The organism is Mycobacterium sp. 852014-52144_SCH5372336 (genome assembly GCF_001665615.1).
GTDB lineage: Bacteria > Actinomycetota > Actinomycetes > Mycobacteriales > Mycobacteriaceae > Mycobacterium > Mycobacterium neumannii_A.
The window spans coordinates 1-19,883 of sequence record NZ_LZSW01000020.1; the positions used below are offsets into that span (position 1 = coordinate 1).

Genomic DNA, 19,883 nt, shown 5'->3' on the forward strand with positions numbered 1-19,883 from the left:
CGCGGATGCGGATAACCACTTGGCATGCGCAACGCTCCTAAATCCAGGGATGTTGCACTGACCGTATGAATCTGCCCCACGAAAGGTGTGCGGGTAACCCACGTTCGGCGGAGGCGGCCGCCGGGCGGTCCCTCAGCCGCCGGTGTTCCCGATCAGCTCGACGCCGTTTCCGTTCCAGCGGAACCTGACCACGCTGTCGAGGCCGGGAACGCCGTTGGAGTAGCGCAGCGCGACCGTGTCGCCGGTGCTCTCCGAGGTGTCGACGCCGTTGAACCCGTAGGTGTCGGGCGCCCCGCTCGGGATGAACTTGCCGAGGTGGAACATGACCGCCCGCGTGTTCGGGTTGGTGGCGTTGGTGTTGGCCTTGACGATGACGACCGATAGCTGCGCGCACTCGTTGTAGTTGCCTGCGATCGGCTCCGGGTTCCAGCCCTGGTCGCTGCGCGGGTCGCGGGGCAACTCGGCCACCGCCCTGGTGATCTCCGGCGCGGCGAGGTTGACCGCGCACGGATCGGCCGCGGGTGCGCTGGACGCCGCCGCGTTCGGGGCTGGCGGCGGCGGCCCGGCCGGGGGAGGTGCGGCGGGGGGCATCGCATCGGGCGTCTTGGAGACCGTCGAGTCGCCCGCTCCGCAGCCGACGGCGACCACCAGCACCGCCGAGAGCGCCGCCGCCGATCGCATGAGGCCGTTGAGCCGAACCGTGCACATCACCTGAGCCACCCTTGCAAATCGCGTCGACCAGGTCGCGCCGACACACCGCGTGGCGAATCGGGCTGCTCGCGGGCACTAGACTCGACGCCGATGACCTCCGCCGAGTCGGATGCGAGCCACGACGGCTCGACCGGCGACCTGACCTTCGACGACCTGCAGATTCACCCTTCGGTGCTGCGGGCCGTCGTCGACGTCGGCTACGAGACGCCGTCAGCGATACAGGCGGCCACCATTCCGGCCATGATGGCGGGTTCCGACGTGGTGGGTCTGGCCCAGACCGGTACCGGCAAGACCGCCGCGTTCGCGATTCCGATCCTGTCGAAGATCGACACCGACAGCCGGGCGACCCAGGCGCTGGTCCTGGCGCCGACGCGCGAACTGGCGCTGCAGGTGGCCGAGGCGTTCGGCCGCTACGGCGCGCACCTGCCGGAGGTCAACGTCCTGCCGATCTACGGCGGGTCGTCGTACGGCCCGCAGCTGGCGGGGCTCAAACGCGGCGCCCAGGTCGTCGTCGGCACGCCGGGCCGGGTGATCGACCACCTCGAGAAGGGCCGCCTGGACCTGTCGCGGCTCGACTACCTCGTGCTCGACGAGGCCGACGAGATGCTGCAGATGGGCTTCGCCGAGGACGTCGAGCGCATCCTGTCCGACACCCCCGAGTTCAAGCAGGTCGCGTTGTTCTCGGCGACCATGCCGCCGGCGATCCGAAAGATCACCAAGAAATACCTGCACGACCCGGTCGAGGTCACGGTCAAGGCGAAAACCGCCACCGCAGAGAACATTTCGCAGCGCTACATCCAGGTCTCCGGCCACCGCAAAATGGATGCGCTGACGCGCGTGCTCGAGGTGGAAGAGGGCGACGCGATGATCGTGTTCGTCCGCACCAAACAGGCCACCGAAGAGGTCGCCGAGCGGCTCAAGGCGAGAGGCTTCGCCGCGGCAGCGATCAACGGAGACATCCCGCAGGCGCAGCGCGAGCGCACCATCGCCGCATTGAAGGACGGCAGGATCGACATCCTGATCGCGACGGATGTCGCCGCACGCGGTCTGGACGTCGAACGCATCTCGCACGTGTTGAACTACGACATCCCCAACGACACCGAGTCCTATGTGCACCGCATCGGTCGCACGGGCCGGGCGGGCCGGTCCGGGTCGGCGTTGCTGTTCGTCACCCCGCGTGAGCGCCATCTGCTCAAGGCCATCGAGAAGGCCACCCGGTCCAAGCTGGTCGAGGCGGAACTGCCCACGGTCGAGGACGTCAACGCCCAGCGGGTGGCGAAGTTCCTCGACTCGATCACCGAAGCGCTCAATGCGCCGGGCGTCGACGTCTTCCGCAGCATCATCGAAGAATACGAACGCGAGCACGACGTGCCGATCGCCGACATCGCTGCGGCGTTGGCCACACAGGCGCACGGCGGTGACGAGTTCTTCATGGTCGAGCCGCCACCGGAGAAACGACGCGAACGCGAAGAGCGTCCCCGCCGCGACAAGCCCGACCGCAAAGCGCGGGAAGGCCTGGCCACCTACCGCATCTCGGTGGGCAAACGGCACAAGGTCGGACCCGGCCACATCGTCGGCGCCATCGCCAACGAAGGCGGCCTGCACCGCAGCGACTTCGGCCACATCACCATCCGCCCGGATTTCTCGTTGGTGGAGCTGCCCGCCGATCTGCCGAGGAAGACACTCAAAGCCCTTGAGAACACCCGTATCTCGGGGGTGAAGATCAACCTGCAGCCCGACCGACGGCCGGACAAGGGCCGGCACAAGCAGAGATGACGCTGTCGCGCGACTTGGACGCGCAGGGCGGACTGGAATCCGTCAGCAGGGTCGAACGTGTCTCCTCGCTCACCGGTATCCGCGCCGTCGCCGCGTTGTTGGTGATGCTCACCCACGCCGCGTACACGACCGGCAAGTACCCGCAGGGCTATGTCGGCCTGGTGTACTCCCGCGCCGAGATCGGAGTACCGATCTTCTTCGTGCTCAGCGGATTTCTGTTGTTCTCGCCGTGGGTGAAGGCGTCCGCGGCTGGGAGGCCCGGACCTTCGGTGCGCCGCTACGCCTGGCGCCGGGTGCTTCGCATCATGCCCGCGTACGTCGTCACGGTCCTTACGGCATACCTCGTCTATCACTTCCGCACGGCGGGCCCGAACCCCGGACACACATGGGAGGGGTTGCTGCGTAACCTCACGCTGACCCAGATCTACACCGACAACTACCTGTATTCGTTTCTGCATCAAGGGCTTACGCAGATGTGGAGCCTGGCGGTCGAGGTCGCGTTCTACGCGGTGCTGCCGCTGCTGGCGTGGTTGTTGCTGGTGGTGCTGTGCCGACGACGGTGGCGTCCGGGCCTGCTGATCGGCGGACTGGCCGCCCTGGCGCTGATCACGCCCGCGTGGCTGATCCTGGTGCACACCACCGACTTTCTGCCCGACGGTGCGCGGCTGTGGCTGCCGTCGTACCTCGTCTGGTTCATCGGCGGGATGCTGCTTTCGGCGTTGCAACCGCTGGGGGTGCGGGCGTACGGCCTGGCGTGCATACCTCTGGCGGTGGCGTGCTATTTCATCGCGTCCACACCCATCGCCGGGGAGCCGACGACCTCGCCCGCCGAGCTGCGCGAGGCGCTGGTGAAGGTGTTCTTCTACACGGTGATCGCCACGCTGGCGGTGGCGCCGCTGGCGCTCGGTGATCGCGGCGTCTACGCCCGGTTGCTGTCCAGTCGGCCGATGGTGTTCCTCGGCGAGATCTCCTACGAGATCTTCCTGATCCACCTGATCTTGATGGAGCTGGCGATGGTGGAGGTGCTGCACTATCCGATCTACACCGGTTCGATCGTCATGCTGTTCCTCGTCACCTTCGTGATGACCGTCCCGCTGGCGTGGCTCCTGCACCGGTTCACCCGCGTGCGGTCCTGACGGCACCGCGTTGACGGGTTGATCGCACGCACCAGGTGGGTGGGATCAACCCGCTTAGGCCCCCAAGCGGGCAATCTGCCGCTTCCGCACATCGGAGATTAGGGTAGCCTAACCGGGACAGCGACACGGAAGGCTAGTGATGTCGGACAAGAAGCCAACGCGAGGTTTCCAGGGCGCGGTGCTCAAGCTGCTGCGCGCGGGCGACTATCGGCTGACCGTGACGGGTAAACGCGAGATCAGCCCGCACTACCTGCGGCTGAGCTTCGACGCAGGCGGCATGCTCGAAGGCTCGCCGCTGCACCCGACGATGTGGATCCGGATGTGGTTCGCCGACGGCGAGAAGCTGCATCAGCGCGGCTACACGCTGGTCGACCCGAACCCACAAGCCGACACCGTCGACATCGAGTTCGCGCTGCATGACGGCGTCGCCTCGCACTGGGCGGAAAACGCGCAGCCCGGGGACACGATCGAGGTCACGGTGCTCGGCAGCAACTTCACGCTGCCCGAACCGCCGCCTGCCGGTTACGTGATCGTCGGCGACACCGCGTCGCTGCCCGCCATCAACTCGTTGCTGACCGCCATCGGCGACACCCCGGCGCGGGTGTTCCTGGAGGCGGCACACGACGACGACCGGCAGCTACCGGTCGGCCGCACCACCGACGTGATGTGGGTGGACCGCAAGAACGCAGGCGAGGCGCTGGTGGAAGCGGTGGCCGCAGCCGCGTTCGACGCCCCCGACCACTTCGGATGGGTCGCATGCGACAACCGCACGACCCGCGCGGTGGCCAAGGTCTTTCGCGAGCAGTACAAGATCTCGAAGAAGGCGATCAAGGCTCAGGCTTACTGGGTGGCCTGACGCATCCGGCGCTAGAGCGTCGGCTCCCGTTGGCCCGGCAGCACGATCGGAACGACGAACTCCTCGAGCATCGACCGCTCGTCGTCCTCGTCATGGCCGGGGAACAGCATCAGCGAGGTCATCACCCGCACCAGCCACCGCGCGCGGTGTGCGACCAACTCCGGTGCGTCGGGACCGAGCGAGATGACGAACGCCTCGGTCAGCGCCTTGATCACCTCGGACTCCTCGGCCATCTCCGCACCGATCGGTCGCTGGGTCGTGGCGAACCACGATGCCAGGGCTGGGCTTTCGCGAACGTTGCGCAGCGAGGCCAGCATCCCCTCGATCAACCGCTCACGCGGATCGGTCAGCGCGTTGATCTGTTCGGTCATCTCGCGGTACAGCCGGTAACTCTCGCGGTGCACGTAGGCGGTGTAGAGCGCTTCGCGGTTCTCGAAGTACCGGTACAGCGTGGCGCGAGAACATCCTGCCGCCGAAGCGATCTCGTTCATGCCGACGGTCGCGGCCTCCTTCTGGGTGAACAGCTCACCGGCCGCGTCGAGAATGCGGTCCGCGGCCACCTCGGTGCGCCGCGCGGCCAACCAGTCACCGGCCATCAGGCGACCACCTCGAACGGAACGGACAGCGGTCGTCGCACATAACTACCACCGGCCCAGACGATTCCGTTCTCGTCGACCTCGAAGTCGGGGATGCGTGTCAGCAGTTCGGTCAGAGCGACGCGCGACTGCATGCGCGCGGCGGCCGCGCCGAGGCAGTGGTGTGCGCCGTGGCTGAAGGTCAGGATGTTGCGCGGTCTGCGGGTCACGTCGAGTTCGGATGCGTCATCGCCGAATTGGCGTTCGTCGCGGTTGGCCGATGCGTAGAGGAACAGCACCCGCCTGCCCTCCGGGATGGTGGTGTCGGCCACCGTCACATCGCGGGTGACGGTGCGGGCCAGCCCCTGCACCGGCGAGGTCATGCGCAGAAACTCGTCGACCGAATCCGGTATCAGCTCCGGGTTTTCGACAAGAAGGCGACGCTGGTCGGGTCGCTGATGGAGCAACTGGACCGAGCCGCCGAGCATGCCGGTGGTGGTGTCGTTCCCACCGGTGACCATGGTGAAGGTGAACGCGAGGATCGACAGCACACCGGCGATGTCGCCGTCGGCACCCACACCCGCGGCCACCAGATGCGACACGGTGTCGTCCTCCGGCTGGACCCGTCGACGCTCGATGAGATCGGTGAAGTAGGCCATCATCTCGCCCAGCTTGTCGCCCAGCGTCTCGAGCGCACCGCCGATTCCGCCGTCGGCGGTGTTGGCGGCCACGATCGCCTCGGTCCAGCCGTCGAACTTGTCGCGATCGGCCTCCGGTACGCCGAGGTAGTGGGCGACGACCATGGACGGCAGCGGTTTGAACAGTTCGGCGACGATGTCGCCGCCGCCGTTGCTCCGGATGCGCTCGATGCGCTCGATGACGTAGTCGCGGACCTTGGGCTCGACCGCCTCCACCTGTCGAGGCGTGAATCCCCGCGACACCAGCTTGCGGAACTCGGTGTGCACGGGCGGGTCCTGCATGACCATCGGCGGGTTGTCGGCCAAGCCGATCAGTTCGAGCTCCCCGTAGTTGACCGTGAGCCCCTGCGCCGAGGAGAACGTCTCGTGATCACGCGCGGCGGCCCAGATGTCGGCATGGCGCGACATGACGTAGTAGTCGTGATCGGGCCGGTCGCTCGGCACGACGTGGTGTACGGGATCGTGGTCGCGCAGCGACTGATACATCGGCCACGGATCGGCCCACGTGTCGGCGTTGGCGAGCTGGAATCGAACCGGCGTGTCATGAGACAGAGCAGCCGTCATGTCTCATTGGTACGACAGAACCGGGGGCCATGTCAATAGCATCAACGTCGAAACCGACGAATTGGTCGAATCCGGCGAGTGATTTCAACCAATACGTCGGTCTCGGCGCAATCAGATCGCGGCACCCGGGTTGAGGATGTTGTCCGGATCGAGCGCGGCCTTGATCCGCCGGTTGAGCTCCATCGCCTCCGGGCCGATCTGACCGGCCAGCCACGGCCGCTTCAGCCTGCCGACCCCGTGTTCGCCGGTGATCGTGCCGCCCAGGCTCACGGCCAGATCCATGATCTCGCCGAACGCCTGGTGGGCGCGGTCGGTCATCGCGGGATCGACGGGGTCGTAGACGATCAGCGGATGCGTGTTGCCGTCGCCGGCATGCGCGATCACCGAGATCAGCAGTTCGTGGTTGGCCGCGATCTTGGCCACGCCGCCGACCAGATCGGCCAACGCGGGCAATGGAACTCCGACGTCCTCGAGCAGCAGCGAGCCCTTCAACTCCACGGCCGGAATGCAGAACCGCCGCGCGGCGACGAAGGCCTCGCCCTCCTCGGGGTCCGACGTCGAGACCACTTCCTTGGCGCCGTGTTCGGTGAAGACGTCGGCCATGAACCGGGCGTCTTCGGCGCCGGACGGACCACGGTCGTCAGAGGCGGCCACCAGCATCGCGGCAGCGCTGCGGTCGAGGCCCATCTTCAGCTTGTCCTCGACGGCGTTGATGGCCGCCGAGTCCATGAACTCCAGCATCGAAGGCCGGATCCTGGCCGTGATCGCGACGACGGCCGCCGCCGCGGATTCCACCGAGCCGAAGGCCGCGACCACAGTGCACGCCGCCGACTGCGCGGGCAGCAGCTTCAACGTCACCTCGGTCACCACGCCGAGCGTGCCCTCGCTGCCGACGAACAACTTGGTCAGCGGCAGCCCGGCGACGTCTTTGAGCCGCGGACCGCCGAGCCGCACCGCGGTTCCGTCGGCGAGCACCACCTGCAGTCCGAGCACGTAATCCGTTGTGACGCCGTACTTCACGCAGCACAGGCCACCGGCATTGGTGGCCACGTTCCCGCCGATGCTGCAGATTTCGAACGACGACGGGTCCGGCGGATACCACAGCCCGAACTCCGCGACCGCCTTCTTGACCTCCGCATTGAGCAGACCGGGCTGGACGACGGCGGTGCGCGTCACCGGGTCGACGGCGATGTCGCGCATCTTCTCGGTCGTCAGCACGATGGCGCCGTCGAGGGCCGATGCGCCGCCGGACAGTCCGGTGCCCATACCGCGTGGCACCACAGCGATCTTGTTTGCGGTGGCCCAGCGCAGTACGGCTTGTACCTCTTGGGTGCTGCGTGGCCGTACCACCGCCAGCGGTGTGCCGGCGTTCGGGTCGAACGCCCGGTCCTGCCGGTATGACCCCAGGATGTCCGGATCGGTGACGACGGCTCCCTCGGGCAGCGCGTCGACCAGATCGGCCAGGGGTGACTCCACGCCGCCATGGTACGAGCCGGCGGGTTCGACTGGTCCGCTGCCGCGTGACGGCGGCTCGAAAACCCGCGCGGGTGGGAGAACTGCGGGATATAGTTCCGCGGTGATCAGCGGGGATCCGCTGGCGGGACGTGACGGCGAACTGGCAATCATTCGCCGCGCACTCGGGGGCAGCGACAAATCCGGCGTCGTGATCGTCGGCGCCGCAGGGGTGGGCAAGACCCGGCTCGCACGTGAGGTGCTTCGGCTCGCCGACCGCGCGGGCGACCGTACGAACTGGATCGTCGGCACCGAATCCGCGAAAGCGCTACCGTTGGGCGCGTTCACCGCCGTCATCGACGAGGCCGTCGCCGAGCAGGTGCCGAACGTACGCCAACTAATCAATTCCCTTGTCGGGCAACATCGTCACGGCCGCACCCTGATCGGGGTCGACGACGCGCATCTGCTCGACGGGCTGTCTGCGCACCTGGTGCATCAGCTTGCGCAGACGCGGGCGACCCGTCTTGTCGTCACCCTTCGCGCGGGCGCCGACGAACCCGATGCGATCACCGCGCTGTGGAAGGACGGACTGCTCGTCCGCCTCGACCTCGAACCGCTGTCCGTCGACGCGGCGCGCGCCGTGATCGAGCAGATCCTCGGTGGTGCGGTGGACGCCCGTAGTGCTCACCGGTTCTGGAAGCTGACCGGTGGTAACGCACTCTTCCTGCGCCAGTTGGTCATGGACCAGATCGACGCAGGCCGGCTGCGGCAGACGGCTGGGGTATGGATCTGGGACGGCGGCGTGGCGGTGTCGCAGAGCATCAGTGACATGGTCGGGCGCCAACTGCGTGAACTGACCCCGGCTGTCGCCCTCGTCGTCGACACGCTGTCGCAGTGCGAACCGCTGGCGGTCGACGCCCTGTGCGACGTGGTGGACCGGGACGCGCTGGAGACTGCCGAGCGAATGCGGCTGGTGACCGTCGAGCGAAGCGGGGCGAATTTGGCGGCGCGCCTGGCCCATCCGCTGTTCGGCGAATTGCGTCGGGCCACCGCCGGCGAGCTCTACCTGTCGAGGATCCGCGGCAGGTTGGCCACCCGGCTCGCCCACGACGGTGAGCCCGACGGTCAGGCGACGGTGCGACGGGCACTGCTCGCGCTCGAATCGGACCTGCCACCGGACCCCGACCTCTTTCTGACGGCGGCTCGGGGCGCGATGACGCTGCTCGACCTCGAACTCGCCGACCGGTTCGCGACCGCGGCGGCCGACGCCGGTGCCGCCGAGGCGCCGGGGCTGCGCGCGTTGAACCTCTTCCTGCTCGGCCGCGGCGCGCAGGTCGAGGAAGTGTTGAGCCGGATGGTCGGCGACGGCACCGCAAGCGCACACCGCTGGTCGATTGTGAGGGCGGCCAACCTGATCTGGATGCTCGGCCGCATCGACGACGCGGGTGCGGTGCTGACCCGGCTGGCATCGGGTCCCGAGTCGACGGCCGAGCAGTTCGCGCGCATGGCCGTCGAAGCGTGCGTCGACGCCGCATCGGCGCGATGTGACGCCGCAGCCCAAAAGGCCACGGCCGCACTGGAGTCGGGACTGCTGACCGACTTCGACGCGATGTTGGCGGCGGTGGCGCTGACGATGGCGCTGGGTGCGCTCGGCCGGGCCGACGAACTTACCGCGGTCGCGGAGTCGGCGCTGGAGCGGGCGATGACGTCGTTTCAGGCGTCGCACATGCGGTTCTGGTTCGCCAGCGTGTATGCCCGGGCCTGCCGGTTGACCGGACGCGTCGACGAATGTGAGGCCATGACACGGCGAATCGCGGACTCCGCCAAAGAGATGCCGAGCCTGGCCTACGCCAATCTTGCGTCGCTGCTGGGTAACGCCGAACTCATGCGGGGCAACGTCCGCGCAGCGGTGACGCTGTTGCACGAGGCGTTGGCCGGTGTGCAAAGGCATGGTGTGACAAGCGGTTTGCGGCCGGCCACCTGTTTCGCCCTGGCCGAGGCGCACGCGAAACTGGGTGAGGGGAAGGCGGCCGAGGACGCAATCGCCGAGGCGTGTGAGAGCGTGCCACCCGACTACGTGTTCATGCAGACGGCGCTGAGCATCGCCACCGGATGGTCCTTGGTGGCCAACGGATGCGTCACCGACGCCATCGCCACCGTGCGAGCGGCGGCGTCCCAAGCCCGCACGCGTCGCCAGCCCACTCACGAGCTGGCGTGTCATCAGGCGGCGGCGCAGTGGGGTGACACATCGTGCGCCAAGCCCGCACGTGAACTCGCCGACGCACTCGGGTTGCCGTTGGCCGATGCCGTTGCGCGCCATACAGAAGCGTTGGCCGCCGACGACGGCGAAGGATTGCTCGCGGCCGCCGACGCCTACCGCACCATCGGTGACCGGGCGGCCGCAGCCGACGCCGCCGCGCAAGCGGCGGTCGCGTTCACCCGCGGCCAGCACCGCAAGCGCGGCCTGTATGCCGCCGCCGTGGCCAAAGAACTCAGCGACGCCTGCGGGGGACTGTGCACACCGGCCCTGAGGGTTCCGGCCAGTCAGCCGCTGACCGGCCGTCAGCGCGAGATCGTCGAGTTCGTGGTGGCCGGTTTGTCGAACCGTGAAATCGCCGAACGGCTGGTGATGTCGGTGCGCAGCGTCGAGGGCCACATCTATCGCGCGTGCCAACGGGTGGGGGCGAGTTCTCGTGAGGAACTCGCCGCAATCGCCAGGCAGGGCCCTGCTCGCTAAACCGTTGGCGGGTGGTCGAGTTCGCGCAGGCCGGGCAGGAACACGGCGATGATGCCCAGCAGCAGCATCGGCAGCGCCAGTGCGAGAAACGTGGTGTGCAAGCCGGCCGAGTCGGCAAGCGGCCCGGCGATGATCAGTCCCAGCGGACCCGCCGCATACGCCAGCGATCCCATCACGCCCACCACCCGGCCGCGCAGATGCTGCGGTGCCCGCGTCTGCATGACGTAGTTGTAGATCGGTTGAATCGGCCCGTAGACCAGCCCGACGATCGCCGAGAGCACCAGGATCAGCGGTAGCGGCGGCAGGAATGCGATGACCGTCATCGCGACTCCCAGCGTCAGCACCGCGGTCAACATCGTCACCCGACGGCTGATGTACTTCGAGGACACCGCATAGCCGAGCGCGCCCACCAGGCCGCCGATGCTCAACGCCATCAGCACCCAACCGAGTTGCACGGGTTCGTCGCGGTCGGTGAAGTACTTGGGGAACAGGACCGACTCCATCGGCATGTAGAGCCCGGTCACCACCAGGTCGACGATCGCCAGCGTGCGAAGGACCCTGTTGTGCCAGACGAACCTCAGCCCTTCCACGACGCCCGCCCACACCCCCTCGGGCAGGGAGGTGCGGTCGGGCGTACCGGCTCCCTCCAACCGCAGGACGGCGATCGCGGCGATCGAGAGGACGAATGCCGACGCGGTGACCCACATCGTGTTGATGCCGCCCAGTGTGGCGATCAGCAGGCCGCCGATGCCGGGTCCGACGATGTAGGCGAGGTTGAACACCGCCTCGTAGACGCTGTTGGCGCGGTCCAGCGTCCACCCGGCGCCAATCGCCGCTTCGGGCAGCATCGTCTCGCGAGCGGTCATCCCCGCCGGGTCGAAGAAGGCGCCCAGCGCAGCCAACGCGGCGAGCACCGCGACGTTGACGGCCTCGACGCCGAACGTCAGCGCCAGCACGGGCACGGCGGCCACCGACAGCGCGGAAAGGGCATCGGAGATCATCGAGACCAGCCGCCGGCCCAGATAGTCGACGGCGGCCCCTGCGATCAGCGTCGCGACGAGCAACGGCAGCGAGCCCGCCATCGCCACGATCGAGGCGTCGAGCGCAGAGCCGTTGCGTTGCAACACCAGCCATGGGAACGCGACGAGCGAGATTCCGTTGCCGGCACCGGCCGTGAGCGCGGCGAAGAAAATCAGTATCAGGGGACCGCGCCGGCTATCCGTCATGAGTTATCGCGGCAGAATCTAACAGCGCACAGGCCCGTTCGGCATCAGATTTCCCTACCAGGCACAGTGGTGCTGTGCAGCGCTTGCCTCACCCGCGGACCGGTGGGCGGTTCACGTCGCCGGTTCCTCCCGGCTCGGGCTGGCCGGGTGACCCCGCCACGTCTAGGACCGCCGTCGCGCAGACCGCCGCGCACGTCGTGTCGATGGCCGCGGCGACGCAGTCGCTCGCAGAGCTCGACGCCGAGGTATCGGTGTGCCGCGCCTGTCCCCGTCTGGTCGAGTGGCGTGAGGAGGCCGCTGTCGTCAAGCGCAGGTCCTACGCCGACGAGCCGTACTGGGGCCGTCCGGCTCCGGGCTGGGGGTCATCGCGGCCCCGGGTGTTCGTCGTCGGTCTCGCGCCCGCGGCCCACGGGGCCAACCGCACCGGCCGGATCTTCACCGGCGACCGGTCGGGCGATTTTCTGTTCGCGGCGCTGCACCGGGTGGGCCTGGCGAACCAGGCGCTGTGTGTCGACGCGGCAGATGGCTTGGCGCTCAACGAGACCCGCGTGGCCGCCGCCGTGCGCTGTGCACCGCCGGCCAATGCGCCGACACCCGCCGAACGCGCGACCTGCGCTCCGTGGCTGGATGCCGAATGGCGGCTGACGGCTGCGCACGTGCGCGTGGTCGTCGCGCTCGGCGGGTTCGCATGGCGGGCGGCGCTGCAGATGCTGCGCACGGGCGGTGTGCCGGTGCCGGTGCCCGCGCCGAAGTTCGGCCACGCCGCCACCGCCGAGATGGGCGGCGTCACGTTGGTGGGCTGCTACCACCCCAGCCAGCAGAACACGTTCACCGGCAAGCTGACGCCGCGGATGTTCGACGACGTGTTCCGCACGGCTAAGGCGCTAGCGTCCGTCGAATAGTCGCGAACTGGGCGACGGCCAACTCCTGCAGGGCCGAATCCGCGAAGTCGTCGTAGTGCGCGATGGTCCATTCGTCGAAGACCTGCAGAATTCGGAAAACGAGCTCCGCCTGCAACGGCTCGGGCAGGTCGGCGCGGACGGCACCGGATCGACGACCGACGTGCAGCACCCGGCGCACCCACTCCCGGACTGCTCCGAGCGCTCCGCCGACGGCGGTTTTCGCCGGGCCGGGGGCCTGCAGGTAGAACATCCGTCCCAGCAGCAGGAACGTGGGCTCGCGCTGCGAGGCCCAGACGAGCTTCGTGAAGTACCGTTCGATTTTCGGCCAGAATTCCGTTCCCGCGAATTCCTCGGGCTCGACGACGTCGATTTCGGCTGCCACGTCAGCGATCAATTCCCCCACCACGAATTCGTAGAGTTCCGCCTTCGAAGACAAGATGTAGTAGAACGAACTCTTGCTCATCGCGCAGTGCTCGATGATCCGGTTGAGCGACGCGTGTTCATAACCCGCGGAACCGAATTCGAGGGCCGCCGTCTTTACCAAACGCCGCCGCCTCTCTGCGGGCATGCGGGCGATTCTTGCCGAGGTCACGATTCAGGATAACAGAGTGGACCACCCGGTCCACTCAATGGTAGCGTGGAAAATATGTTGAGTCCGATAAGCCTAGAAGAGCAATACCAGCAGGCGACCGCGGACGAATTGCGAATTTTGGTTGTCGGCGCCGGGATCGCCGGTGTGACGGTTGCGCAACTGCTTCGCGGGGACGGCAGGCACCCGGTCCTGATCGAGCGCGCCGAAAGCGCGCCCGCGCAGGGTTACATGCTCGCGTTGATGCCGATGGTCGACGCCGCACTCGACGACCTCGCCGTGCGCGACGCGTACCGCGCGGCGAGCGTTCCACTGAAGCGGTACGCCGTGCACGGTCACACCGGCCGCATGCTGCGGACGGACTCGACCGTCGACCTGATGTCGCGGTACGGCGACTACCGCGGCATTGCCCGCGGTCGGCTGATCGATGTACTGGCCGATGCGGGCTGCCCGGTGACGTACGACTCGGTGGTCACCGACCTGGCGGAGACGTCGGCGGGTGTCGACGTCCGCGTGAGGAGCCAAGGCGCCGATCACCGCATGCATTTCGATCTCGTCGTGATCGCCGACGGAATGCACTCGAAGTCACGCGATTTCGTGCTCGACGGGCAATCGGTGCAGTGGGTGGACACCGGCTGGGGCGGCTGGGTGGTGTGGGCGCCCGACGAAGGCGACTCCGATCTCGGTGAGGAGTTGTGGGGAGCGGGCGGCATGGTCGCGATGTATCCGGTGGCCGATGCGCTCGGGGTGTTCCTCGGCGGGCCGCGTGAGGACACCGCGGCAGGTCCCGCGCCCTTCGTCACGGCGATGCGCCGTGGCCTCAAGACCGTCAACCCCAGACTGGACCGCGCGATGGCCGCCGTCGCCACCGACCCCGATCCCTACTACTGGTCATTGACCGACTGCCGCGCCCCGCGCTGGACCACCGAGCGCACCGTTCTGCTCGGTGACGCGGCGGCCGGGTTCCTGCCGACCGCCGGCGTGGGTGCGGGCATGGCGATGGAGTCGGCGTGGGTGCTCAGCCGCGTGCTCCGCCATGCGCCCCGCATCGCACTCGGTGAGCTGCTGCGCGCCTACGAACGCGGACAACGTCCCCGCATCGAGGCGGCCCAAGACAACTCGCGCCAACTCGCCAAGGTGATGTTCCGCCGCAGCCGGTCGCTCGCCGTCGCCCGTGAGCTCGCGATGCGCGTGATGAGCGTCGAACGCGCGCTGCGGCCGATCCAGCGCCTCCTGCAACAGCAGCCCGACCCGGAAGCGCTGGTGGACGCGGTACGGGGAACGTCCATGCGCTCAAATGCGTTGTGATTGCTATGCGTCTCTCAGTCCTTGATCTCGTACCGGTGCGCACCGACCAGTCGACCTCCGATGCACTGGCAGCGTCGACGCGGCTCGCGCAGACCGCCGACCGCCTCGGGTACACCCGCTTCTGGGTCGCCGAGCACCACAACATGCCCTCGGTGGCGGCCACCAGCCCACCGGTGCTCATTGCGCACCTCGCTGCGCACACCGAACACATCCGGGTCGGATCCGGCGGGGTGATGCTGCCGAATCACGCGCCGCTGGCAGTCGCCGAGCAGTTCGCACTCTTGGAGGCGGCCCACCCGGGACGCATCGACCTCGGCATCGGCCGCGCGCCCGGCTCGGACCCGGTGACGTCGATGGCGCTGCGCGGTGCCGCCGGTCGCGACGATCGTGACATCGAGGCCTTCCCCGACTATCTCGACGACGTGGTCGCTTTGATGAGCGCGCGGGGCGTGCGCGTGCCGATTCCGAATCAGCGTTACGTCCTCAAGGCGACACCCGCTGCGGTGAGCGAACCGAAGCTGTGGCTTCTGGGGTCGTCGATGTATTCGGCGCACCTGGCCGCCGCGAAGGGACTGCCGTACGTGTTCGCCCACCACTTCTCGGGCCAGGGCACCGCGGAGGCGCTGGAGGTGTACCGCTCGGAGTTTCGGCCCAGCGAGCTGGCGCCCGAACCCGTCACCTTCCTCACCGTCAACGCGGTCGTCGCCGAAACACGTGAGGAGGCAGAGGCTTTGGCGTTGCCGAACCTTCAGATGATGGCGCGGCTGCGCACCGGTCAACCGTTGGGTCCGTTGGATCTCGTCGAGGACGCCCAACAGCAGGAGCTCACACCGCAGGCGCAGCGCATCGCCGAAGCCTCCTTTGGGCGCGCTATCGTCGGGGATCCAACCGAGGCGGCCGAGCAGGTGCGCGCGCTGGCCGACCGGTTCGATGTCGACGAGGTCATGGTCAACCCGGTGGCTTCGGCCCGCCGCGGCACCGACCCGGCGACCGCGCCGGCCCGCGACAAGACGCTGGAACTGCTGGCCAAAGAGTTGTTCTAGGCGGGCGTCAACTGGCGGGCCGGTTATCAGGCGTCAACCGGCGGGCCGGTTATCAGGCGTCAACCGGCGGGCCGGTTATCAGGCGTCAGCCTGACCACCGGGATCGGACGTGACGTCCGCTTCTGATAGCCGATGTAGCGGTCCTTGTTGCCGCGCATGTCGTTGACGATCTTCCACAGTCGCGGGAAGTCGGGATCATCCTGAGTGACCGGAATCGCCGTGACCTTGATGCGCTTGGGGCCGACGTTGATCTCGACGTTCGGATCGGCCTTGAGGTTGTGATACCACCCGGGCGCCTTCGGTTCGCCTCCCTTCGATGCGACCACCAGATAGTCGTCTCCGTCGCGCGCATAGGCGAGCGAATTGGACCGCCGCAGACCGGTTTTCGCACCGACCGTGTGCAAAATCAGCATCGACGGTGCGCCAGGGATGGTGTGGCCGATGCGGCCGTTGGTGCCCTTGTAGATCTTGTCGTGCAGCAACAGCATCGGGTAACCGATGTACTTCTCGTACCAGGGCATGCTCATGGGCTCAGTCTTGCGCAGCCGAGTCGAGTTCCGCCAGCGCCTCGCGCAGCAGCCGTCCCGACTCCTCACGGTCCGGGTCGCGGCGAAGGAGCATGTTCTTGGCGAACGAGAGCTTGTCGCCCTGCTGCCGCGGCAGCACGTGCAGATGGATGTGGAACACCGTCTGAAACGCGGCCTTGCCGTCGTTGATCACCACGTTGTTGCCGTCGGCGTGCAAACCGGACCGGCGTGCGGCACGCGCGATCCGCTGGCCCACCCGCGCCAAGGTGGCGACGGTCTCCGGCGGCGTGTCGGTCAGGTCCACCGTGTGCCGCTTCGGGATCACCAGCGTGTGTCCGCGGCTGAACGGGCGGATGTCGAGGATGGCGAGGACGTCGTCGTCTTCGTAAATGCGGATGGCGGGGGCCTCGCCGGCGACAATGGCGCAGAACACACAGGACATGCCGCCACGGTAGCGCTCAGCCCGCGACGTTCTCCTTCGCCCATGCGGCCAACCGCCGATCTCGCTCCTCACCAGAGATGTCCTCGACGCGTGTCATCACCGACCAGCGAGTGCCGAACGGGTCGACTATCGACGCGAACCGGTCGCCGGTGACGAACGTCTGCGCCGGTTCTCGCACGACAGCTCCGGCCTGTTCGGCCCTCGACACGACCGCGTCAACGTCCTCGCAGTACAGCCCGATCGAATACGTGGCAGGTCCGGATGGGTCCGGCGCGGCGATCTGGTACGCCTCGGCGGGATCGCCGAGTTGCAGGCGGCCGTTGCCGAAGTCGAGTTCGGCGTGCGCCACGGTGCCGTTCGGACCGTCCATGCGGTCGACCAGCGTGGCGCCGAACACCGAGGTGTAGAAGTCGATCGCGGCCGCGGCGCCGTCGAGGCAGAGGAAGGGGGTCAGGCTGGTGTAGCCCTCGGGCATCTTGTTGACGGTCATGGTCGCCACTTTGGATGCCCCGTGCCCCGGGGTTATTGGAATTTCGCGACAGTCCGAATGCCTCGGGCATGGCGACGTTTCGTAGCCTCGATCCCATGTGCGATGGCGGAACGTCGGTACATGCGAAGCCCGTGCGCGGTGTCGTCGGGCGCGCCGCGAGCGCCTCGGTATTCGACCTCGACCGCTGCGCTCCTTCGCGCCGAGCGGCTCCGTTCGTTGAGCACTTCTGGTCGGTTCAGTGGGATCTCGCTGACGAAGAGCCGTTCACCAGCACGGTGATCACATTTCCGTCGGTGCACATCACTCATGAATGGGGCAGTGACAAAGCGCGCCACGGCTTTGCGTTACCGAACAATTTGGTGCACGGCGTCGTGGACCGCGTGTTCGAGACGACCATCGGCGGACGCGGCGCAGTGGTGGGCGCGCGATTCCACCCCGGAGGCTTCACCGCGCGCTTCGATCGCGACGCGTCGACCCTGACCGGACGAGTGGCGCCGGTGGACGATGGTCTCTTCGGCTCGGTGGTCGATCTCCACGACGATGTGGCATCGGCCGCCCTGCGCCTCGACGATTTGATCGCGGCACACAGCGGTGGACTCGGCGAGACCTACTTGGCCCTCCGCGATCTGGTCGACCGGATCAGTGACGACGATCGGCTGCACCGGGTGGAACAGGTGATGCAGCTGTCGCCGTGGAGCACGCGCACCACACAACGGGTCTTCCGCCGGTATGTCGGCGTGCCGGTCAAGTGGGTGCTGTGCCGTTACCGACTGCAGCAGGCGGCGCTCGAGATCGAGACGAACCCGGGCGTGGACTTCGCCGACCTCGCCGTGCGCCTCGGGTGGTACGACCAAGCGCATTTCATCAACGATTTCCGGACGATGCTGGGTGCTACACCCGGTGAATACGCCGACCGACACCGGGTCTGAGCGGCTACGCTGCGGCCGTGGACACCAGCGAGCTTGTCTTCGCAGGCGCCGCTGAGCAGGCGCGGTTGCTCGCGTCCGGCGTCATCACCGCTCCCGAATTGCTCGGCCACTATCTTGAGCGGATCGCTCGACTCGACACCACGCTTCGCTCGTACCGCGTGGTGCTCGAAGCCGGCGCACGACGCGAAGCGGACGCCGCGCAACGGCGGCTTGACGCGGGGGAGCGGGCGCCGTTGTTGGGCGTGCCGATAGCGATCAAGGACGACGTCGACATCGAGGGTGAGACGACGACCTACGGCAGCGCCGCACACGGGCCCGCCAAGACCCGCGACGCGGACGTGGTGCAGCGGCTACGCGACGCGGGCGCGGTGATCATCGGCAAGACCACGGTGCCGGAGATGATGCTGTGGCCGTTCACCGAGACGGTGACGTTCGGCGCGACCCGCAACCCGTGGAACGTCGACTTCGCGCCCGGCGGCAGCAGCGGCGGAAGTGGCGCGGCGGTGGCCGCCGGTCTGGCGCCGATCGCGCTCGGTTCCGACGGAATGGGCTCCATCCGCATTCCGGCGACGTGGTGCGGATTGTTCGGCCTCAAACCGCAACGAGACCGGGTGCCGATCGCGCCGCACGACGACGCGTGGAACGGCCTCAGCGTCAACGGCCCGATCACCAGAACGGTGGAGGACGCGGCGCTGTTCTTGGAGGCGACGACGGGGGAGTCCGGATTCGTCGCGGCCGCCTCCGCAGAGCCTCGACGCCTCCGAATTGCGTTGAGCGACAAGCTTCCTCCGCTGCTGATGAGCCGGGTGGGGCGCGCGCAGCGCGCGGCGTTGAAGGAGTCGGGTGAGCTGCTGCGGGAACTCGGTCACGAGGTGGTCGACCGCGACCCGGATTACCCGGCCTCGGTGATGTTCGACCAGGCACTGCCGCGGTATTTCAGGGGCTGCTACGACGACGTCCAGACGCTGCCCCATCCGGAGCGGCTGGACGCCAGGACACGCAGCTTCGCTTGGGTCGGCGGAATGATCTCCGATCGGCGGATGGCGGCGATCCGCGACGCGGAAGCCCGTACCCGCGACCGGATTCAGTCCATTTTCGACGACGTGGACATGGTGCTCACCCCGGGAACGGCCAGGGGCCCCTCGCGCATCGGGACGTATCAGCGCCGGGGGATGCTGTCGACGCTGTTGTCGGTGGCCTCGCGAGTGCCGTTCCAGGCGTTGTTCAACGTGACGGGTCAGCCGGCGGCGGTGGTGCCGTGGGGTTTCGACGGTGCGGGCGTACCGACGTCCGTGCAGTTGGTGGGCAGGCCCTTCGATGAGGCGACGCTGCTGTCGCTCGCCGGGCAGATCGAGCGCGTACGCCCGTGGGCGCACCGGCGTCCGCCCGTGTCCTAAGTCGCCGCCTCGGAAAGGGCTTCGCGCCAGATCGTGAGCTTGTCGGCGAATGGCATGGTCTGCGCCGGGCTTGTCGACGGCAGTCGTCGGTACCGCAGATCGCTCGCGACGCGGACGAGCCGCGTGAAGTTTCTCTCGGCCGCCGCACCGTTGAACAGCACCACTTCGATGCCGCGGTGTTCATCGAAGAACCGCTGAAAATCGTTCGGAACCATGCTTTCCGGCCTCACCGCGGAGTCGAGGCTGCCCTCGCGCTGACAGGAGTGCAAGACGTCCCAGGCGGCGATCCCGTGAGCCGTCAGGGCGGCGCAACGCTGCTCGTACGGCGCGTCGGCCGTGAACCCGAAGACGTCGCCCATGATGCGCCAGAAGGCATTGCGTGGGTTGTCGTAATACCGCTGGGCGGCGAGCGAGATGACGCTGGGCATATTGCCCAGGATCAAGGTGTGTGCATCATCGCCGACAATCGGCGGCAAGCCGTACAGCACCGCTGAACCCATTCCTCGACTATCGCACGCGGTATAC

At 67.6% G+C, this 19,883-nt stretch carries 19 protein-coding genes; 9 read left to right on the forward strand and 10 right to left on the reverse strand.

Annotation, left to right across the window (positions count from 1 at the left end):
* Nucleotides 1–132 precede the first annotated feature (132 nt).
* The gene (locus A5759_RS04260; protein WP_082961978.1) at nucleotides 133–708 is read right to left on the reverse strand and encodes an LppP/LprE family lipoprotein; all 576 of its coding nucleotides are present in this window, start codon (nucleotides 706–708) and stop codon (nucleotides 133–135) included.
* A gap of 93 nt (nucleotides 709–801) precedes the next feature.
* Between A5759_RS04260 and A5759_RS04265 the strand changes: the two genes are divergently transcribed.
* The 3 genes from A5759_RS04265 (at nucleotide 802) to A5759_RS04275 (ending at nucleotide 4,479) form a co-directional block, all read left to right on the forward strand.
* Nucleotides 802–2,487 (forward strand): DEAD/DEAH box helicase, encoded by a 1,686-nt coding sequence (locus tag A5759_RS04265; protein ID WP_068194298.1) that lies wholly within the window; start codon nucleotides 802–804, stop codon nucleotides 2,485–2,487.
* Nucleotides 2,484–3,623 carry an acyltransferase gene (locus tag A5759_RS04270; RefSeq protein ID WP_068194304.1) on the forward strand — a complete coding sequence of 380 codons (1,140 nt, stop codon included), beginning with the start codon at nucleotides 2,484–2,486 and terminating at the stop codon, nucleotides 3,621–3,623. The genes A5759_RS04265 and A5759_RS04270 overlap by 4 nt, the downstream gene beginning before the upstream one ends.
* Before the next feature lie 139 nt (nucleotides 3,624–3,762).
* The gene (locus tag A5759_RS04275) at nucleotides 3,763–4,479 is read left to right on the forward strand and encodes a siderophore-interacting protein (RefSeq protein WP_068194310.1); all 717 of its coding nucleotides are present in this window, start codon (nucleotides 3,763–3,765) and stop codon (nucleotides 4,477–4,479) included.
* Nucleotides 4,480–4,490: 11 nt separating this feature from the next.
* Here the strand turns inward: A5759_RS04275 and A5759_RS04280 are convergent, their stop codons facing one another.
* The 3 genes from A5759_RS04280 to A5759_RS04290 form a co-directional block, all read right to left on the reverse strand.
* On the reverse strand, nucleotides 4,491–5,075 hold the full coding sequence (locus A5759_RS04280) for a TetR/AcrR family transcriptional regulator (RefSeq protein WP_068194312.1): 585 nt from the start codon (nucleotides 5,073–5,075) through the stop codon (nucleotides 4,491–4,493).
* Nucleotides 5,075–6,316: a cytochrome P450 gene (locus A5759_RS04285; protein WP_068194314.1), complete on the reverse strand. Its 1,242-nt coding sequence runs from the start codon at nucleotides 6,314–6,316 to the stop codon at nucleotides 5,075–5,077. The genes A5759_RS04280 and A5759_RS04285 overlap by 1 nt, the downstream gene beginning before the upstream one ends.
* Nucleotides 6,317–6,427: 111 nt before the next feature.
* Nucleotides 6,428–7,792 carry an FAD-binding oxidoreductase gene (locus A5759_RS04290; RefSeq protein WP_068194316.1) on the reverse strand — a complete coding sequence of 455 codons (1,365 nt, stop codon included), beginning with the start codon at nucleotides 7,790–7,792 and terminating at the stop codon, nucleotides 6,428–6,430.
* A gap of 100 nt (nucleotides 7,793–7,892) precedes the next feature.
* Between A5759_RS04290 and A5759_RS04295 the strand changes: the two genes are divergently transcribed.
* A complete protein-coding gene (locus A5759_RS04295) occupies nucleotides 7,893–10,505 on the forward strand; it encodes a LuxR family transcriptional regulator (RefSeq protein ID WP_068194317.1) in 2,613 nt (870 codons plus the stop codon).
* Here the strand turns inward: A5759_RS04295 and A5759_RS04300 are convergent.
* Nucleotides 10,502–11,731, reverse strand: coding sequence for an MFS transporter (locus A5759_RS04300; RefSeq protein ID WP_066842556.1), 1,230 nt, complete (start codon nucleotides 11,729–11,731; stop codon nucleotides 10,502–10,504). The genes A5759_RS04295 and A5759_RS04300 overlap by 4 nt on opposite strands.
* Nucleotides 11,732–11,814: 83 nt before the next feature.
* On the opposite strand from A5759_RS04300, the gene A5759_RS04305 reads away from it, so the two are divergent.
* Complete coding sequence (locus tag A5759_RS04305) at nucleotides 11,815–12,633, forward strand: uracil-DNA glycosylase (RefSeq protein WP_197505952.1); 819 nt, start codon at nucleotides 11,815–11,817, stop codon at nucleotides 12,631–12,633.
* On the opposite strand, the gene A5759_RS04310 is transcribed toward A5759_RS04305, so the two are convergent.
* A complete protein-coding gene (locus A5759_RS04310) occupies nucleotides 12,608–13,201 on the reverse strand; it encodes a TetR/AcrR family transcriptional regulator (protein ID WP_068194322.1) in 594 nt (197 codons plus the stop codon). The genes A5759_RS04305 and A5759_RS04310 overlap by 26 nt on opposite strands.
* Nucleotides 13,202–13,279: 78 nt before the next feature.
* On the opposite strand from A5759_RS04310, the gene A5759_RS04315 reads away from it, so the two are divergent.
* Nucleotides 13,280–14,530 carry an NAD(P)/FAD-dependent oxidoreductase gene (locus A5759_RS04315; protein WP_068194324.1) on the forward strand — a complete coding sequence of 417 codons (1,251 nt, stop codon included), beginning with the start codon at nucleotides 13,280–13,282 and terminating at the stop codon, nucleotides 14,528–14,530.
* 5 nt (nucleotides 14,531–14,535) lie between these two features.
* Nucleotides 14,536–15,573, forward strand: a complete 1,038-nt coding sequence (locus A5759_RS04320) for an LLM class flavin-dependent oxidoreductase (RefSeq protein WP_068194330.1) — start codon at nucleotides 14,536–14,538, stop codon at nucleotides 15,571–15,573.
* Between the two features lie 59 nt (nucleotides 15,574–15,632).
* Here the strand turns inward: A5759_RS04320 and A5759_RS04325 are convergent, their stop codons facing one another.
* The 3 genes from A5759_RS04325 to A5759_RS04335 are packed head-to-tail and all read right to left on the reverse strand — an operon-like array spanning nucleotide 15,633 to nucleotide 17,032.
* Nucleotides 15,633–16,094 (reverse strand): nitroreductase family deazaflavin-dependent oxidoreductase, encoded by a 462-nt coding sequence (locus tag A5759_RS04325; RefSeq protein ID WP_082961979.1) that lies wholly within the window; start codon nucleotides 16,092–16,094, stop codon nucleotides 15,633–15,635.
* Between the two features lie 10 nt (nucleotides 16,095–16,104).
* Nucleotides 16,105–16,542 carry an HIT family protein gene (locus A5759_RS04330; RefSeq protein ID WP_068194338.1) on the reverse strand — a complete coding sequence of 146 codons (438 nt, stop codon included), beginning with the start codon at nucleotides 16,540–16,542 and terminating at the stop codon, nucleotides 16,105–16,107.
* 16 nt (nucleotides 16,543–16,558) lie between these two features.
* Nucleotides 16,559–17,032 (reverse strand): VOC family protein, encoded by a 474-nt coding sequence (locus tag A5759_RS04335; protein WP_068194341.1) that lies wholly within the window; start codon nucleotides 17,030–17,032, stop codon nucleotides 16,559–16,561.
* A gap of 95 nt (nucleotides 17,033–17,127) precedes the next feature.
* On the opposite strand from A5759_RS04335, the gene A5759_RS04340 reads away from it, so the two are divergent.
* Entirely contained in the window at nucleotides 17,128–17,961 is an 834-nt protein-coding gene (locus tag A5759_RS04340) for a helix-turn-helix domain-containing protein (RefSeq protein WP_068194345.1), read from the forward strand.
* A 17-nt stretch (nucleotides 17,962–17,978) separates the two neighbouring features.
* Nucleotides 17,979–19,358: an amidase gene (locus A5759_RS04345; protein WP_068194346.1), complete on the forward strand. Its 1,380-nt coding sequence runs from the start codon at nucleotides 17,979–17,981 to the stop codon at nucleotides 19,356–19,358.
* On the opposite strand, the gene A5759_RS04350 is transcribed toward A5759_RS04345, so the two are convergent.
* On the reverse strand, nucleotides 19,355–19,858 hold the full coding sequence (locus A5759_RS04350) for a DNA-deoxyinosine glycosylase (RefSeq protein WP_068194348.1): 504 nt from the start codon (nucleotides 19,856–19,858) through the stop codon (nucleotides 19,355–19,357). The genes A5759_RS04345 and A5759_RS04350 overlap by 4 nt on opposite strands.
* Between the last annotated feature and the right edge of the window lie 25 nt (nucleotides 19,859–19,883).